Genomic DNA, 15912 nt, shown 5'->3' on the forward strand with positions numbered 1-15912 from the left:
GCAGTACGCATTATAAGGCTGCAATATTAGTGTAAAAGTACAATAATGCAAATGTATCCTATTTTGTTTGCTTAAATAGCGTCTTCTTTTTGTGGTTAGAACTCCAACCAGATGAAAAACGTTAAAAAATAGGTGCTTAATTTTTCATAAACTTTTATCCTATCTACTGTGTCTCAACATTGTGAAGATAATATGATAATTAAACCAAAAACTCGCGGTTTCATCTGTACCACAACTCATCCTACTGGTTGTGATTTTAATGTTAAAGAACAGATACAGTATAATAAAGAGCAAGGTGCTATTGAAAATGCACCAAAACGTGTTCTGGTAGTCGGCTCATCAAGTGGTTACGGGCTTTCGTCTCGTATTACTGCTGCATTCGGTGGTGGCGCTTCAACTATTGGTGTGTTTTTCGAGAAACCGGCAACAGAGAGAAAGCCGGGTACAGCAGGTTGGTATAACAGTGCTTCATTTGAAAAATATGCAGCAGAAGAAGGCCTATATGCAAAGAGCATTAATGGCGATGCATTCTCTGACAAAGCAAAACAAACTGCAATTAACCTAATTAAAGAAGATCTAGGCCAAATTGACCTCGTTGTTTATTCACTGGCATCACCAGTACGTAAGTTACCAAGCACTGGTGAAGTTGTACGTTCTTGCTTGAAACCAATTGGTGAAACGTATACAGCGAAAGCGGTTGACACCAATAAAAATAAAATATTTGAAGCAAGTGTTGAACCTGCAACAGAGCAAGAGATCAAAGATACCATTACCGTTATGGGTGGTGAAGATTGGGAACTTTGGATGTCTGCATTATCTGATGCCGGTGTATTAGCTGACGGATGTAAAACCGTTGCTTATAGCTATATCGGTACAGAAATTACATGGCCTATCTATTGGGATGGTGCCTTAGGCAAGGCAAAGCAAGATCTTGATCGTGCTGCTCATGCGATCGATGCTGACCTAAAAGTAAAAGGTGGTAGTGCAAACGTAGCTGTACTTAAGAGTGTAGTCACACAAGCAAGTGCTGCAATTCCTGTTATGCCGCTTTATATCGCAATGGCATTCCGTGTGATGAAAGAACATGGTTTACATGAAGGTTGTTTAGAGCAAATTTCACGTCTATTCCGTGGCTCACTTTACCCACAAGGTATTAGCAACGCTAAATTAGATGAGGAAAATCGTCTACGTATGGATGATTGGGAACTTCGTGAAGACATTCAAGCTACTTGCGTGAAGCTATGGGACGAAGTTACCGATGAGAACTTATTTGAAACGACTGATTATCAGTATTACAAAGATGAGTTTTTAGCATTGTTTGGCTTTGGTATCGACGGCGTTGATTATGATGCTGACGTTAATCCGATTGTTGATTTTGCTCCAATTACACTTGACTAATTTTAGCCTGTTTTGAACGGTCCAGCTTAATTTTAGCTAGCCATTCGTCGGGAACAAGTATTAACCGTTCTGCTTCTTTTTGATTGTTATATCTAAGGAGCTGTAGCGGTTTTTTTTCGCCCATTGTTCGGTGTTGATAAATATCAAGTTCGGTCTTGGTCCGTGTTGCGAGGTAATTAGGCTTCATAATTTGATACCAACGGTAATCTATGGACTCTTTCTTAAAATGATGATGTGTTATCCAACGCCAATTACAGCTATTCGGTAATAACTGGTTTGTTAGCTCAAGAGCAGGGTGTGCTTGATATAAACGGCCTTTGAGTATTATTTTCTCATCATCAATATTGATATTGTGTTCGCGTAATACTCTTTGTGCTGCTTCTTGATGACCTAACTTAATCTGGTGTTCTAGCATATGGTTAAATTTAATATCGAAACGATCTTTCATGTTCGCGCCATACCATAATGGTGGTTCATTATTTGTGCTAGGGTAGCCAAGATAAAATTTTACTGCGACTTCAAAGTGAGTGACTTGATTAGTGGTGTTGTCTTTGACAATAAAATCAAACTCTCCATAGGTAAAATGATCATCACGCACTTGCGTATTAGCGAGCAGCACGTCAAAGTTTGGATTATCGGTAAAAAAGAAGTGCCAAAGTTGTTCAAAATATAAACCTAACCTTGTAGCTGGTCGTATAAAATTGAGTAATGGCGCAGGGTCGACATCTAAAGCAAAGAGCCGCGGTAAGTAGTCTGTGTATTGTTGAGCTAACCAATCTGTTGAAATAAGGACGTTGCTCTTTACGTTAACCATTGGAGGACTTGCAATCGACCATGCTAGATCACGTACTATCGGATGGTTAAAATTATAGTTATAGGTGTCTAAAACACTTTCTATCGGCATGTTATTTGCTTCAAGCTCAAACTTAACGTATACATATAACCTTAGATTAGGATTCAACAAATAACGAGGAGCGGGCATGGCCTCACTCAATAATAAAAAACTTGAAAATATTTTAACTGACTTTATGCAGCCACATCGTGTTCGTGATTTTACCGTTAACGGTATGCAGGTTCAGGGTAAAGACACAGTGACTAAAGTGATCACGGGGGTCACAGCATCTCAAGCATTAATTGACGCTGCAGTAGAGCAGCAAGCAGATGCAATTTTAGTGCATCATGGGTATTTTTGGAAAAATGAATCACCAGCGATTACGGGGATTAAATATAATCGCATTAAAACGCTGATCAAGCATGATATTAACTTGTATGCTTATCACCTGCCGTTAGATATACACCCTGAGTTGGGTAACAATGTTGAATTAGCTAAGCTATTAGGTATTACAGTTCGTCGTGGTTTGGAACCGTGGGATAAAGCGAGTGTTGCTTTGGTGGGTAAATTCGAAGATGAGATCTCAACTGAAGAACTCACTCAACGTATCGAAACCCAACTTAACCGTGCTCCCTTGGTTGTTGATGCGGGTAAACCAATTAAATCGGTGGCTTGGTGTACTGGCGGTGGTCAAAGTTATATTGAATTAGCAATTGAACAGGGAATTGATGCATTTATCAGTGGTGAAGCGTCCGAACAGACCATTCATTTGGCTCGTGAAGCCGGTATAAGTTTTTTTGCTGCGGGTCATCACGCAACAGAACGTTATGGTGTTAAAGCGTTAGGTGAATGGTTAGCAGAAGAAAAAGGTTTGGACGTAACTTTTATTGATATTGATAATCCTGTGTAATTTAATGGGCTTACTCATTAACAAAATATGTTGCTGAGTAAGCCTTTTATGCATGTATAAACTACATATTTAGATTGTGGCATACCCGGACATCTGGATAGTCAGTTTTAAATCGGTGAGGATATTTCGAAAACGGCGTGATGCAGGTTGTTCACACAGAGCCTTGATATCACAGGCCAATGCTCGAGTTGGACGGGCTACTTGGCGGTAATATTCTGCGTACGATTCTGATAAATGTGCATGAGCAGAGCGTACCGCATAAGGGTCAATGGTTTTAATTTTTCTTTCGTAGCGCCTGATAACCTGTTCAACAGCTTTTAACTGCTTAATTCGATTCGTTATAATGGTCTTTTTGCGTAGGCAAGCTGCTAATGGTTTCTTAATACAACCGATTGCAGTGTGTAATGCTATTTTTAACCACAAGTCCCAATCTGATACCAGCTTTATATTATGATCAAAACCGTCTAGTGCTAAATATAAATCTCGCCTAACAAGTACGGTCGATGTGCCAATGATGTTTTCGGAGAAGATCGCGGCAGCACCTTTAGGGATGACAAATGCATCCGCGCTATGTTGGACTATTTGTTGTTTAAAATAGTTACTATGGGTAAAGCTATCATGGGTTACTTCACTTTTATCATTTATTAATTCGCAGTTAGTAAAGCAAATACCAAGCTGTGGTTTTTCTTTCATAAATTTAATTTGTTGTTGTAGTTTGTTTTTATACCAGAATTTATCGGCATCAAGAAAGGCAATATATGTCCCACTTGCCACCCGAACCGCATGGTTTCTAGCAGTCGAAGTACCTTCACCATTTAATTTTAAGGCGATAATATTATTGTGTTTTCGGCAGAGCTGGCAAATCCATTTCCAACTACCATCAGTTGAACCATCGTCAACAATGATGACTTCTATATTATCTATATTTTGTTGCCAGATACTCTCGATTGCTTGAGGTAGAGAGGGAAGACAATTTTTGTTTGGAATAATGACACTCACTGTTGGTTTCATATTCGCCCCTACTGAATCTATAAGTTACAAATCCTTTGCATTAATAGATAGCTTAGTCGATTTAATTAATTACGGCAGACCTGTGTTTCAATTTTGTACTTTTTAATATAGAACATTTTTTAAGCATATTTAATCTATTGTTTTTATATAGTCTAGTCTTGATACATAGTTAACGGTTACAAGGACAGCTCTTATATGGATATGCTTGGATCAATAAAGCTATGGCTAAAAAATGACGAGAGTGCGATAGCTAAAGCGTGCCATCGTTGTATTCGTGAACTGATGCATTTTTCTATACCCGTTATTCCTTTTATTCATCCTTGTATGCTTCGAATACACCTTCTTATTACCCACTTATTCGCAAATATCTTGCGGGTTTTATATTGGACCCCTTTATTTAAATGTCGCTTAGTAACAAGACCGAGTAACTTATACCTATATTCAGGAATGCCGTTGGTATTGGGACATTTAACTATTGAAATGGGCGACAATTGCCGTGTATCTGGTATTTCAACATTAAGTGGACGTAGTATGGACGGGCGGCCATCTCGTCTAATAATCGGAAACAATGTCGATATAAACTGGCAAAATAATATTGCGGTAGGTGGTAATATTGTGATTGAAGATAATGTCAGGCTAGCAGGACGGGTTTTTTTGGCAGGTTACCCTGGTCACCCTGTTGATGCAAAAGAGCGCGCTGCGGGATTAGCAGATCATGAACATCAAGTCGGTGATATTGTTTTAAAGCGAGATGTTTGGTTAGCAACGGGTGTCAGTGTTATGGCTGGGGTTACTATTGGAGAAGGCACAATTGTTGCTGCAGGCAGTATAGTGACCAAAGATTTACCCTCAAGTGTACTTGCTGGTGGCATACCAGCTAAGGTAATTAAATCACTATGAACAATTGGCAATGGATTGTATTTGGTGAAGACTGGGGGCGCCACCCAAGCAGTACACAGCATTTGATGAAATCAATCACGCGTAAGCATCAGGTATACTGGGTTAACTCAATAGGTTTGAGACGTCCTAAGTTAACGGATGGTAAACGTATTATTGAAAAACTAAAACAACTGAAGGATGCCTGTGCGAATGATTTTAACCAGAATAAAACGCTGTCGAATGTTGAGATGAAGCCGTTAGAAATCCTTGCTCCAATCGCCTTACCTTGGCCTGGAAGTTATATCGCTTATGTGATTAATCGTTTGTTATTAACGTATCAAATTCGAGCACTGTTGGGTCGGCATGTAACGGATAAAAATTTATCGCGTATTTTATGGTTATCATTACCGACGGGGCGTTGTGTTATCGATGCATTAGAAGAAGATGTTGTCGTTTATTATGTCGGTGATGACTTTAGTGCGTTGCACGGTGTTGATCATAATAAGGTTAATTTTGAAGAGGTTGAACTGGTAAAATGTGCTGATATTATTTTTGCCGCAAGTGACAATATTGCTCGTCAATTTCCTCAGCATAAAACCTACTTGTTACCACATGGCGTAGATTTAAAGCACTTTTCGTCAGTGTACAAACGCCCGAATCATTATCCTGACTCCGATCTTGTCGTAGGCTATTATGGCAGTATTACCCGTTGGTTAAATTTTGAATTAATAACGTTCCTCGCGCGTGCTAGACCCGATATTACATTTCTATTTATTGGGAAAATTGAGATCGACGATTGTCCAATGTTTGGGTATGAAAATATTGTTCATCTGGTCGATATGCCTCATGAAGAATTGATTAAATATGCAGCTAATTGGCAAGTGTCATTAATCCCATTCGTTGATAATGAACAGATTCGAGCATGTAATCCTTTAAAATTAAGAGAATATCTAGCCATTGGACACCCAATTCTAAGCACTAAATATCCAGCAGTCATGGAATTTTCAGAATGTATTTATATTGCAGAAAATCAGCAACAGATGCTAGAGCAGTTAAATACAGCATTAATTTTATCGCAGGCAGAGCTTAAACAGCTTAAAGACGTATCTCGGAAAATGGTTGAAAGCTCAACTTGGGAAGCGAGGTGTGATTATGTTTCTACGTTATTAATGCAGAAACTAACAGATAAAGACAACATTGCATGTAATTAACAATGGTCTTGGGAGTATGTTATGAAAGGACTTATCCAGAATAAATATAGAGGAATAGCATTACTATTCGTCACGTTAATATCGCAGTTCGGATGTGCGAATTCACCAACGGTTATTCCAATGGCAATGATTGGGATAGCATCGGTATCAGAACGTGATAAACCGGCAGTAGTAGAACCGAGAAAACTAAATTTTATTTTTGAATACAAGCAAGTAGAGTTAAGCAGAGAGCAGCGAAATCAGTTACTTTACCTTTATGACTGGCAGCACGGCGCGATCATTAGTTATGGTAAAGCAAAAGCCGAAAATGACTATACAGGTTTGCTTATCGGACATAAACGTGTGCAAGCTGTTAGCCAAGCCTTAGCTAAAAATCAGGAAATACGTCAGGTTAATTATGATCCGAAATTGGCTGCGGACTCTGTAGTGGTTAAAGAAAATATTGTCCAAACAACACGTATAGATACTGATAAAAAAACGGATTTAGTTGAGAACTCTAGGCTGTAAATATGGGTATTATTGTATGGGGTAATATTTATCGATTTATCGAGACAATGTGGCGCCGACGTTATTACCTTGGTGTTGCTATTGTAATCGCAATGCTGAGTGCATCTTTCATGAGTGTTATCACGGATAAGCGATACGATGCACACACATCGATATTAGTTCAGGAAAGTGCATTGCTTAATCCATTTTTAGAAGACTTATCAGTATCATTTAATCTTGAACAAAGGATCGTGGCTTTACGCGTGTTAGTACATAGCCGGCACATACTATTAACCGTTGCTAAGCAAAATGAGTTAATCGATACCAGCAGCAGTTATCGAGAAAGAGACTTAATTGTTGAACAACTGTCAGATGCAATCCTATTGACGCTATCTGGCACAGATCTGGTGATTATCTCTTTGAGTTGGGATGATCCAAATAAAATGGAATCGATTTTGAGCTCTGTTAGTCAATTGTTTATTGATAGTTTAATGGCACCCAGTAGAGCATCAATTGTTTCATCAGAGGAATTTCTACTTGCACAGCTAGAGTTAAGGCGTGATAAGTTGGTCGTAGCAGAGGAAAAAATGGCTTCATTTCGTCGTAAACATATCGGAGTTTTACCTGAGTTATTTATTCAAAATAATCAGACGCTATTTTCTATTTACAGTGAAATTAGAGAGAAAAATATTGAATTGTCAGGCGCTTATGGTCAGTTGAATAGCCTAAAGCTTAAATTGGCGCAAACGAATCCCGTGATCGGTGTAGTTGAAGAGCAAATCGTAGCAGCAGAAGCAAAACTGTCACTCTTAAAAGCAAGTTACACCCGTAGCCATTCTAAAGTTCAATCTGTTGAATTGCAGTTAAATAATTTAAGAAATGAGCAAAATAAATTACTAAGTAAAAACGTGGCATTAACAGATGAACAGCTAGAACAGCTATGGAATTTGGTCTCTGTTGCTGATAAGGGGAATGGCGAAAGTAAAGTGCCGTCATTGTTATTATCTCAGTTAGAGAATCTGCAAGCCGCTCAATCGCGCGTTATACAATTAGAAAATGAAGTTGCAATGTTACGACAACAATCGGAGCATTTAACAAGTAACGTCGCGATGGAAGCGGATGTGGCGAAAGAGCTGAGTGCTCTAAAGCGTGATCTGACCGTTAACACCAAATTATATCATGACTTGTTAAACCGTCACGAGATGGCAAAAGTGACTGGTGAGCTAGGTCGTCATGAAGAACCTGAAAAAATTAAAGTAATTGATAGGCCTTTTACGCCAGGTTATCCCTCTAATTTATCTCTGTTCGTATACATAATTATTGGTCTATTTAGTGGTATAGGTGGTGGTATTGGTTTGGCGGTTATAGTCGAGTTATTAGACGATACGTTATGGCACATCAGAAAAATAAGCTTGTTTGATGGTATTGACATTATCGTACGATTACCTTCGATTGATTATGAAAAGGATGTTGATAATGAAAATCATGGTTGAAATTATTCAACATCTAAAACCGGGTGGCATTGAAAAGTTAGTGATTGATATCATGCGATTACAAGATTCAGATGTTAGGGTTTACATCGTAGCGTTAGAGGGGGATAAGTCGGCTTGTTTAGCGCTCTGGCCTGCATTGAAACGGTATCAAGAACGATTAGTTTTTTTAGACAAGAAACCGGGGTTTACACTCTCTACGGTAAGGCGACTGCGTAAAATATTAAGGACATTAGAGGCTGATGTTATACACACTCATCACATTGGTCCTTTGCTTTATGGTTGTATGGCAACGCTAAAATCAACCAACATACAGCATATTCATACAGAACATGATACGTGGCATTTGCTTGATAATAAGCAGTTACAGATGACAAAGTTAATGTTGCGGTTAAGTCGAATCACGTTAGTTGCCGATGCGTCAACGGTTGGAATAAAGCTATCTGAAATGCTTGGCAGTAATGTTAATCCTGTCACGATCTTAAATGGCATTGATACAGAAAAATTTTTACCTAGCCTAAATCATAAACGTTATAAAAATAACACCCGTGTTTTCAAAATTGGTTGCGCAGCAAGGCTTGTCACTGAAAAATCCTTGGACGTATTAATTCAAGCTATCGCGGATATTCCTAATGTGGAACTATATATCGCTGGCGATGGCCCTGAACAGCATAACCTTGTTAATTTAGTGCAGGAATTAGGCTTGTCAACTAAAGTTAAATTCATTGGCTATACAGATGATATAGTTAGTTTTTATCATCAGTTAGACTTATTCGTACTTACTTCGTCAAATGAAGGACTACCTTTGTCAATATTAGAAGCTCAGTCGTGTAATGTTCCTGTCGTTTGTAGTGATGTTGGCGGTGTGCATGAGGGGGTATGTAAACAAACGGGTCGATTAATTAAACGCCATTCTGTTAATGAATTTCATATTGCGATAAAAGCACAGATAAAGCAGCGTAGTGAGTATCAACCTCGTGATTTTATTACGCAAAATTTTGATATTAAAAAGATGATCAAAGCTTATAACAAGCTTATTGAGGAGTAGCCTATGGATTGGCTTCTGTTTGGTGCAATATTATCGATTAACTTATTCATTTACCATCACTGGGCTTACCCTAAAATTTTGCAACTCTACGCAAAGTGTAAGGTGAGAGGGAAAAAAAATGACACATTTAAATCACGAAAATATGTTTCAAATGATGTTGATAATGAACTTCCTATAATAACGATCGTTATGCCTGTCTATAACGAAGCTAAATACTTAGGGGACAAGCTGACGAATCTACTTATGCTTGATTATCCGGCCGATAAATTACATGTTGTGCTCGGGTTTGATGGTTGTTCAGATAATTCTGTACAAGTTGCGGAACAATACTTAGATCAGTTTGAATTGCATAACATACACATTGAATTAGATGTGCACGAAGAAAATCATGGCAAGGTTTATGTTATCAATAAACTATTAAGGCAATATAAAGCAAAGTCCGATATTTTAGTTTTGAGTGATGTGAGTGCGTTAATTTCCATTGATGCGATGCAGATATTTGCTTATCGGATGGCTGAAGACGATGTTGGGATTGTAACGGGTGACTATCAGCTATATGAGGATGGTTCGAAAGGTGAAACTCATTATTGGAAGTACCAACGAAATATTCGTAAAGCAGAAAGTGTAACGGGGTCAATTATTGGACCTCCTGGTGCCTTATACGCAATTAAAGCTAGGTTATTTGAAGAGATCCCGTTTGATACCATTAATGATGACTTTGTCTTCCCTATGTTATTAGTAAGTCGTGGATATAGGGCTGTATTGGATGAACGCATTTCGATTATTGAAATGGAGGCAACAAGTGAGTCTGATGATTTTTCGCGACGTACCCGCATTGGCGCTGGTAATGTTCAACAAGTACTTCGGCTTAGTAGTTTATTATCATCAGGGCATGGACTGACGGGGTTTAACTTTTTTAGTGGTAAATTCTTACGGACGTTAATGCCATTTAATTTATTGGTTTTATTTGTGTTTACATTCTTTCTAACAAATAGTGAATATGTCATTGTTGCCAACGTAGCTTGGTTCTTATGCTTTAGTCAATGCTGTTTGTATGGTGGTTCGGCTGTGGGTTTGCTGTTTGATATCGCGCCTGTTCGTCAACCTTGGGCATCACTTTATTATATAGCAGTAGGTTATATGGCTAGTTTTTATGGTGGAATTCGTTATATCTTTGGTTTAGAGCGAGGGGCTTGGGTTAAAATTAATAGTGAGCAAGATCATGGCAATGATTTTCAGAGAAAAAGCGTGGTTATTCCTAAACGAATTTCTGACATGCTCATATCGATAGTTTCATTGTGTATTATCGCCCCTTTTGTGCCATTTATAGCACTCGTCATTAAATTGAACTCTAAAGGGCCTGTTTTTTATCGTCAATTACGCGTCGGTGAAATTCGTTATGAATATGTAGAAGTGTTTATGCTCATTAAATTTAGAACGATGGTGCTAGAATCAGAATCGAAATCAGGTCCTGTTTGGGCACAAGAACAAGATGATAGAGCTACGTCTGTAGGTCGATTCTTACGTAAAACGAGGATAGATGAGCTACCGCAGCTGGTGAATGTGTTACTTGGCGACATGGCGATTGTAGGACCAAGACCTGAGCGGCCTATTTTTTGTGGTAAATTAGAAGAAAAAATCCCGTATTATTTAGAGCGTACTCACGGTGTTAGGCCGGGTATAACCGGGTTAGCACAAATATCTCAAGGTGCAGATACTTGCATAGAAGATGTGCAAAATAAGCTCTATTGGGATCATACATATGCTTTAAACCTAACGAGTTTTAGTCGCTGGCTTAAAGCAGATACGATTATTATATTAAAAACCTTTTTAACTATGGTTAGGTCCAAAGGTCACTAAAAACGTTACCTTATTGGGCCGCCTCTGTTTTTTCAGGTACTGGTGGCTCATACTTTCTGATTTGAATTAGCATGCCAAACATTGGGTGATCAAGGTAGTGAATTTCGCCACTGCGGATCACGCGTAATTGTTGCATTGGATAGCTATTTAAGAAAGGCACCGTTTTATCACGTGGTTGTACATTGTTAACGGCTTCGCCAAGTGATGTATCATCATTGATTTTAATTTTTTTATCTGTTAACGCTATTTCGTTGTGCTTTGCTTGCTTAGGTTCTAAATGAATATCGAGTAGTTTCAATAAATCGACATTTTCAGCGTTCGTTGTTACTTTTTCAGTTGTTTTTACACCTTCAATTTGAGTTGCAGGAATAACTTTAGTACCTTCTTTACGTACAAACAAGTTTGTTTTTGCATAAAGATAATGTTCTAGGTATATCGTTAATTCACCATCAATCTTCCAAACAGGAGTTGTCGGTTCTACTGGTGTAACAGGGGGGGTCATCGTTTCAACGCCGCCTGTTTGAATGATAACGCCATCATTGATGGTCGCTGCATTATCTAAATCAATTACATTTGATTCATTGGTCATCGTGCTTGCATTGGCAGTAATGGCTGTCGGTGTGAGGTTCTGGATTATAGCATTACCATTCAACTGGTATTGTTGCTGGTAATTTTGACCCGCGAACAGACGAATTGGTATTGCGTCTTTTCGTGTTTGAGGTTGCATACGCCATGCTGTATGCAAAACAACATTGTAGTTAGCATGATTGTTAAGTGCTGCAAATTGTTTATTAAGTTGCAATTCACTTGCTGGCACAATTTGTAAGGCTGGGTCTTTGATGTTATCTTTTAAATTTGCACCATCAATGACAACATGCGTCGATTTAATTAAATCGCTGTTTATATTTGTTTTAGCGACAGCCTGCTGGCCGCTATCTTCACCGTATATAGGTAACGTATCGCTATCGTCGATAAACGTAGGCTGTAAGCCTGCTGTTATTGTATCGTTTGCGAAAGCTTGTGCATTGGTCTTAGTATCGCCGTTTGGTGTGATCAAATTGTCATTGTTAATGAACAATGACATCGGGTCTTTATTCTGTTTGGAATAAGTTGGATATACGGCTTGATCCCAATGCTCTATCACTTTATCTGGGTTGACATTCCGTTCGAATAAAATAACTTCGACTTCGAACCAACGCTCTTCTTCAGCGGCATTTACTGCAAATGAACTACCAACAGATAAACCAACTAATAAACTGATTAACGATTTTTTCAACGTTTAACTCCTGCAATCTTATTTTTTGCAAATTCAACTAGCATTGCTTCTACTAATGTAACACGATCTTTTGCATCCGGTGATTTGATTGCAAACTTCAATTTTGATGGTCCATCCATGCTATACACACGAGGTTGTTGCTGGATTAGACGGATAAGATAGCCTACATCAACCTGATTATCTTCACCAAAGCTAATATAGCCACCAGCGGGACCTATTTCAAGTCGTTTAATACCTAAAGGCTCTGCTTGTAATTTTAACTCGGTTTGACGGATCAAGTTTTTAGCATTGTCAGGTAATAATCCAAAACGATCAATAAGTTCAACTTGAACTTCACGTAACTGCTCTTCACTTTGACAACTTGCGATACGTTTATACAGAGATAAACGCATATTAACGTCATGAATGTAATCATTCGGTAATAGCGCTGGCACACGTAGTTCAATTTCGGTTTGATTTTTAAGGGCTTCTTCAAGCGAAACTGATTTACCTTCTTTGATACTTTTCACTGCCTGGTCGAGCATTTCCATATACAAGGAGAAACCAACAGAGGTTATTTGACCGCTTTGCTCATCACCTAATAGTTCACCAGCTCCACGGATTTCAAGATCGTGCGTTGCCAAGGTGAAACCTGCACCAAGATCTTCTAATGATGCGATAGCCTCAAGACGTTTTTTAGCGTCACTGGTGATGCGTTTAGGGTGGGGCGTTAATAAGTAGGCATAGGCTTGGTGATGAGAACGACCAACACGACCACGTAATTGATGAAGTTGTGCTAAACCGAGATGATCTGCACGATCCATAATAATTGTATTGGCAGTAGGGATGTCGATACCCGTTTCGATAATGGTTGTACATACCAACACATTGAAACGTTGATGATAGAAATCAGTCATAACGGATTCTAATTCACGTTCTGCCATTTGCCCGTGAGCCGTAACAATACGCGCTTCCGGTAGGAGTAACGCCAATGCTTCAGCTGTTTTATCTATTGAGTCGACATTGTTATGCAAGAAATAAACCTGACCACCACGCATGATCTCACGCATGATTGCTTCTTTTACCACATTGTCCTCGTACTGGCGGACAAATGTTTTAACGGCCAAACGCTTTGCTGGTGGTGTTGCTATGATAGATAAATCACGCATGCCATTCATGGCCATATTCAGTGTTCTTGGAATTGGCGTTGCGGTTAGCGTTAAAATATCAATGTCGGCACGTAGCGCTTTTACTTTTTCTTTTTGACGCACACCAAAGCGATGTTCTTCGTCAATAATAAGCAAACCAAGCTCGGCAAACTCAATTTTATTACTGAGTAACTTGTGCGTACCAATGAGTAAATCAACTTTACCGGCTTTTACATCAGCTAAAATCAGCTTTTGTTCTTTAGCTGTTTTAAAACGAGAGATAACTTCGACACGTACAGGCCAGTTAGCAAAACGATCTTTGAAGTTTTCGAAATGCTGCTGAGCAAGTAAGGTGGTCGGCACCAGTACGGCGACTTGTTTGTCGTTCATCATTGCCATGAAGGCAGCGCGCATTGCTACTTCTGTTTTGCCAAACCCCACATCACCGCATACAAGACGATCCATCGTTTTGTCTTGGCGCATATCATCCAGCACGGCTTGAATCGCCGTTTTCTGATCGTCTGTTTCTTCAAACGGGAATCCATCGGCAAAGGCAGCATATGATTCTTTGTCGCATTTATATTGAAAACCACTTTTAGCGGCGCGCTGTGCGTAGATATCCAATAATTCTGCAGCAACGTCTCGAACACGCTCCATTGCTTTGGTTTTGGATTTTACCCAGCTATCACTGCCTAGTTTATGTAGTGGCGCTGACGCTTCTCCGGCACCGCTATAACGGCTGATAAGGTGCAGTGCAGAAACCGGTACATAGAGCTTTGCTGCATTGGCATATTCAAGGGTTAAAAACTCGGTTTCCATCCCAGCGTTAGCAATAATCTGCAGGCCGAGATAACGACCGACACCATGAGAGATATGCACAACCGGTTGACCAATACTTAACTCAGTGAGGTTTCGTACTAGCGCATCGTTGTTTGCTTGTATTTTTTTATCGGTACGACGGCGCTGGATGATCTTGTGACCAAGCAGTTCATTTTCACAAATGATAGCGACATTTAGATCGTCAATAATAAAGCTGTTTACACACTGGCTCACCCAAATACCAATCGCAGGTTTCGCTTTCAAAAACTTGGCGATACTGGTGATTGCTTTAGGCTTTATCTTGGTTTTTCCAAGTAGATCTAATAGTGTTTCACGGCGACCTTCAGATTCAACACTGAAAATTATTTTACCGTCAAATCCTTCGATAAATTCAAGCAACGGCGCAAGCGGGGCTTTTTTCTGATGGTTAACTGATATTTCAGGTAAAGTGCTAAAGCTTAAGTTGGTATTACCTGCTTTTTCATTCAGGCATTTATTGCTTAAGCTTACTTTACTGTACTGGCCAAGTGCTTGGAATAGTTCTGCAACAGGTAAATAAAGTGAGTTTGGCGTAAGTAATGGGCGTTGAATATCATGGCGGCGGTCTTCGTAGCGTTTTTCAACGTCTTGGAAGAACACTTCTGATGCTTGATGTAATTCACCTACTTGCGCAATCGTAAGTTGTTTAGGTAAATAATCAAATAACGTGGCAGTTTCAGTTAAGAATAACGGGTGATAATACTCAATACCTGTAGGTAAGTAACCTTTGCTTACTTGCTGATAAATGGATTCAGCTTCACGAGATGGCGTGAACAATGCTCTAAACTGCTGACGGAATAATTCAATCGCTTTATCATCTGTTGGAAATTCGTGTGCAGGTAATAAATTAATGGCTTTAAGTGTACCCTCTGAACGCTGCGTCTCGGTGTTAAAACCACGAATTTCTTCGACTTCATCATCAAAAAAGTCGATTCGGAACGGTGAATCACTGCCCATCGGATACAGATCAAGAATCGAACCGCGCGCAGAAAATTCACCGTGCTCTAATACTTGTTCAACAGCATTGTAACCACTGGTTTCTAAACGTTGGCGCATCGCATGCATATCAATTCTGTCGCCAGTTTTGACGATCAAGCTATGCTGGGCTAAAAAACTGACCGGAGCGATACGTTGCATCAAAGTATTGACTGATACAATGATCAGCCCACTGGTCGTCTGCTGAAAACGGTGCAGGGCATGAATACGTTGCGAAATAATATCTTGGTGTGGCGAGAAGTTATCATAGGGTAATGTCTCCCAATCAGGGAAGGTGATTAAGGGTTTATCATCCGCTAAAAAATGGCGTACTTCTTGTTCAAGTTTTAAGGCACTTGGGGTATCTGCAACAACCGCAAGGATAGGGGTATTTGTTTGTGAACAGAGCTCTGCAAGTGTGAATGCGAGGCTACTGCCAACAAGGTTACCGTAGGCGATCTTATCGCCTTGTTTTTTCGGTAACGGTAAAGAAAGAATAGCTGTTGATTTCATAGTTATCAGTAATCTAATCGAATTGTTAGGGATTGTGT

12 protein-coding genes are annotated in these 15912 nt (G+C 39.3%); 8 read left to right on the forward strand and 4 right to left on the reverse strand.

What is annotated here, in order from left to right; all coding sequences use genetic code 11:
- The first annotated feature begins 192 nt into the window (after positions 1–192).
- Positions 193–1398: an enoyl-ACP reductase FabV gene (fabV, locus tag HWV03_RS10555; RefSeq protein WP_211679662.1), complete on the forward strand. Its 1206-nt coding sequence runs from the start codon at positions 193–195 to the stop codon at positions 1396–1398.
- Here the strand turns inward: fabV and HWV03_RS10560 are convergent.
- Positions 1385–2302, reverse strand: coding sequence for a DUF1853 family protein (locus HWV03_RS10560; RefSeq protein WP_211679663.1), 918 nt, complete (start codon positions 2300–2302; stop codon positions 1385–1387). The genes fabV and HWV03_RS10560 overlap by 14 nt on opposite strands.
- A 76-nt stretch (positions 2303–2378) precedes the next feature.
- Here HWV03_RS10560 and HWV03_RS10565 point away from each other — a divergent pair, with 76 nt between their 5' ends.
- On the forward strand, positions 2379–3140 hold the full coding sequence (locus HWV03_RS10565) for a Nif3-like dinuclear metal center hexameric protein (protein WP_211679664.1): 762 nt from the start codon (positions 2379–2381) through the stop codon (positions 3138–3140).
- A gap of 69 nt (positions 3141–3209) precedes the next feature.
- Here HWV03_RS10565 and HWV03_RS10570 read toward each other — a convergent pair whose 3' ends face one another.
- Complete coding sequence (locus HWV03_RS10570; protein ID WP_211679665.1) at positions 3210–4151, reverse strand: glycosyltransferase family 2 protein; 942 nt, start codon at positions 4149–4151, stop codon at positions 3210–3212.
- A 195-nt stretch (positions 4152–4346) separates the two neighbouring features.
- On the opposite strand from HWV03_RS10570, the gene HWV03_RS22580 reads away from it, so the two are divergent.
- Genes HWV03_RS22580 through HWV03_RS10600 form a run of 6 tightly spaced genes read left to right on the forward strand, consistent with a single transcriptional unit; the run spans position 4347 to position 11125 of the window.
- Entirely contained in the window at positions 4347–5051 is a 705-nt protein-coding gene (locus HWV03_RS22580) for an acyltransferase (protein WP_255547160.1), read from the forward strand.
- Positions 5048–6241 carry a glycosyltransferase gene (locus HWV03_RS10580; protein ID WP_211679666.1) on the forward strand — a complete coding sequence of 398 codons (1194 nt, stop codon included), beginning with the start codon at positions 5048–5050 and terminating at the stop codon, positions 6239–6241. Before HWV03_RS22580 ends, HWV03_RS10580 begins: the two co-directional genes overlap by 4 nt.
- Positions 6242–6262: 21 nt before the next feature.
- The gene (locus HWV03_RS10585) at positions 6263–6748 is read left to right on the forward strand and encodes a hypothetical protein (protein ID WP_211679667.1); all 486 of its coding nucleotides are present in this window, start codon (positions 6263–6265) and stop codon (positions 6746–6748) included.
- Positions 6749–6750: 2 nt separating this feature from the next.
- Entirely contained in the window at positions 6751–8220 is a 1470-nt protein-coding gene (locus tag HWV03_RS10590; RefSeq protein ID WP_211679668.1) for a capsule biosynthesis protein, read from the forward strand.
- On the forward strand, positions 8204–9265 hold the full coding sequence (locus HWV03_RS10595; RefSeq protein ID WP_211679669.1) for a glycosyltransferase: 1062 nt from the start codon (positions 8204–8206) through the stop codon (positions 9263–9265). The genes HWV03_RS10590 and HWV03_RS10595 overlap by 17 nt, the downstream gene beginning before the upstream one ends.
- Positions 9266–9268: 3 nt before the next feature.
- On the forward strand, positions 9269–11125 hold the full coding sequence (locus HWV03_RS10600) for a sugar transferase (RefSeq protein WP_211679670.1): 1857 nt from the start codon (positions 9269–9271) through the stop codon (positions 11123–11125).
- 10 nt (positions 11126–11135) lie between these two features.
- Here the strand turns inward: HWV03_RS10600 and HWV03_RS10605 are convergent, their stop codons facing one another.
- Together HWV03_RS10605 and mfd are read right to left on the reverse strand one after the other, a co-directional pair.
- On the reverse strand, positions 11136–12401 hold the full coding sequence (locus HWV03_RS10605) for a CsiV family protein (RefSeq protein ID WP_211679671.1): 1266 nt from the start codon (positions 12399–12401) through the stop codon (positions 11136–11138).
- Positions 12398–15874: a transcription-repair coupling factor gene (gene mfd / locus HWV03_RS10610; protein WP_211679672.1), complete on the reverse strand. Its 3477-nt coding sequence runs from the start codon at positions 15872–15874 to the stop codon at positions 12398–12400. The genes HWV03_RS10605 and mfd overlap by 4 nt, the downstream gene beginning before the upstream one ends.
- Positions 15875–15912: the final 38 nt, after the last annotated feature.

It is taken from the genome of Moritella sp. 36, from assembly GCF_018219415.1.
GTDB lineage: Bacteria > Pseudomonadota > Gammaproteobacteria > Enterobacterales > Moritellaceae > Moritella.

Coding starts and splice junctions, on each gene's coding strand:
- HWV03_RS10560 (WP_211679663.1), bottom strand. CDS start 2,302: ATGCCGATAGAAAGTGTTTTAGACACCTATAACTATAATTTTAACCAT.
- HWV03_RS10590 (WP_211679668.1), top strand. CDS start 6,751: ATGGGTATTATTGTATGGGGTAATATTTATCGATTTATCGAGACAATG.
- HWV03_RS10585 (WP_211679667.1), top strand. CDS start 6,263: ATGAAAGGACTTATCCAGAATAAATATAGAGGAATAGCATTACTATTC.
- HWV03_RS10595 (WP_211679669.1), top strand. CDS start 8,204: ATGAAAATCATGGTTGAAATTATTCAACATCTAAAACCGGGTGGCATT.
- HWV03_RS10570 (WP_211679665.1), bottom strand. CDS start 4,151: ATGAAACCAACAGTGAGTGTCATTATTCCAAACAAAAATTGTCTTCCC.
- HWV03_RS10600 (WP_211679670.1), top strand. CDS start 9,269: ATGGATTGGCTTCTGTTTGGTGCAATATTATCGATTAACTTATTCATT.
- HWV03_RS10580 (WP_211679666.1), top strand. CDS start 5,048: ATGAACAATTGGCAATGGATTGTATTTGGTGAAGACTGGGGGCGCCAC.
- HWV03_RS22580 (WP_255547160.1), top strand. CDS start 4,347: ATGGATATGCTTGGATCAATAAAGCTATGGCTAAAAAATGACGAGAGT.
- HWV03_RS10565 (WP_211679664.1), top strand. CDS start 2,379: ATGGCCTCACTCAATAATAAAAAACTTGAAAATATTTTAACTGACTTT.
- fabV (WP_211679662.1), top strand. CDS start 193: ATGATAATTAAACCAAAAACTCGCGGTTTCATCTGTACCACAACTCAT.
- mfd (WP_211679672.1), bottom strand. CDS start 15,874: ATGAAATCAACAGCTATTCTTTCTTTACCGTTACCGAAAAAACAAGGC.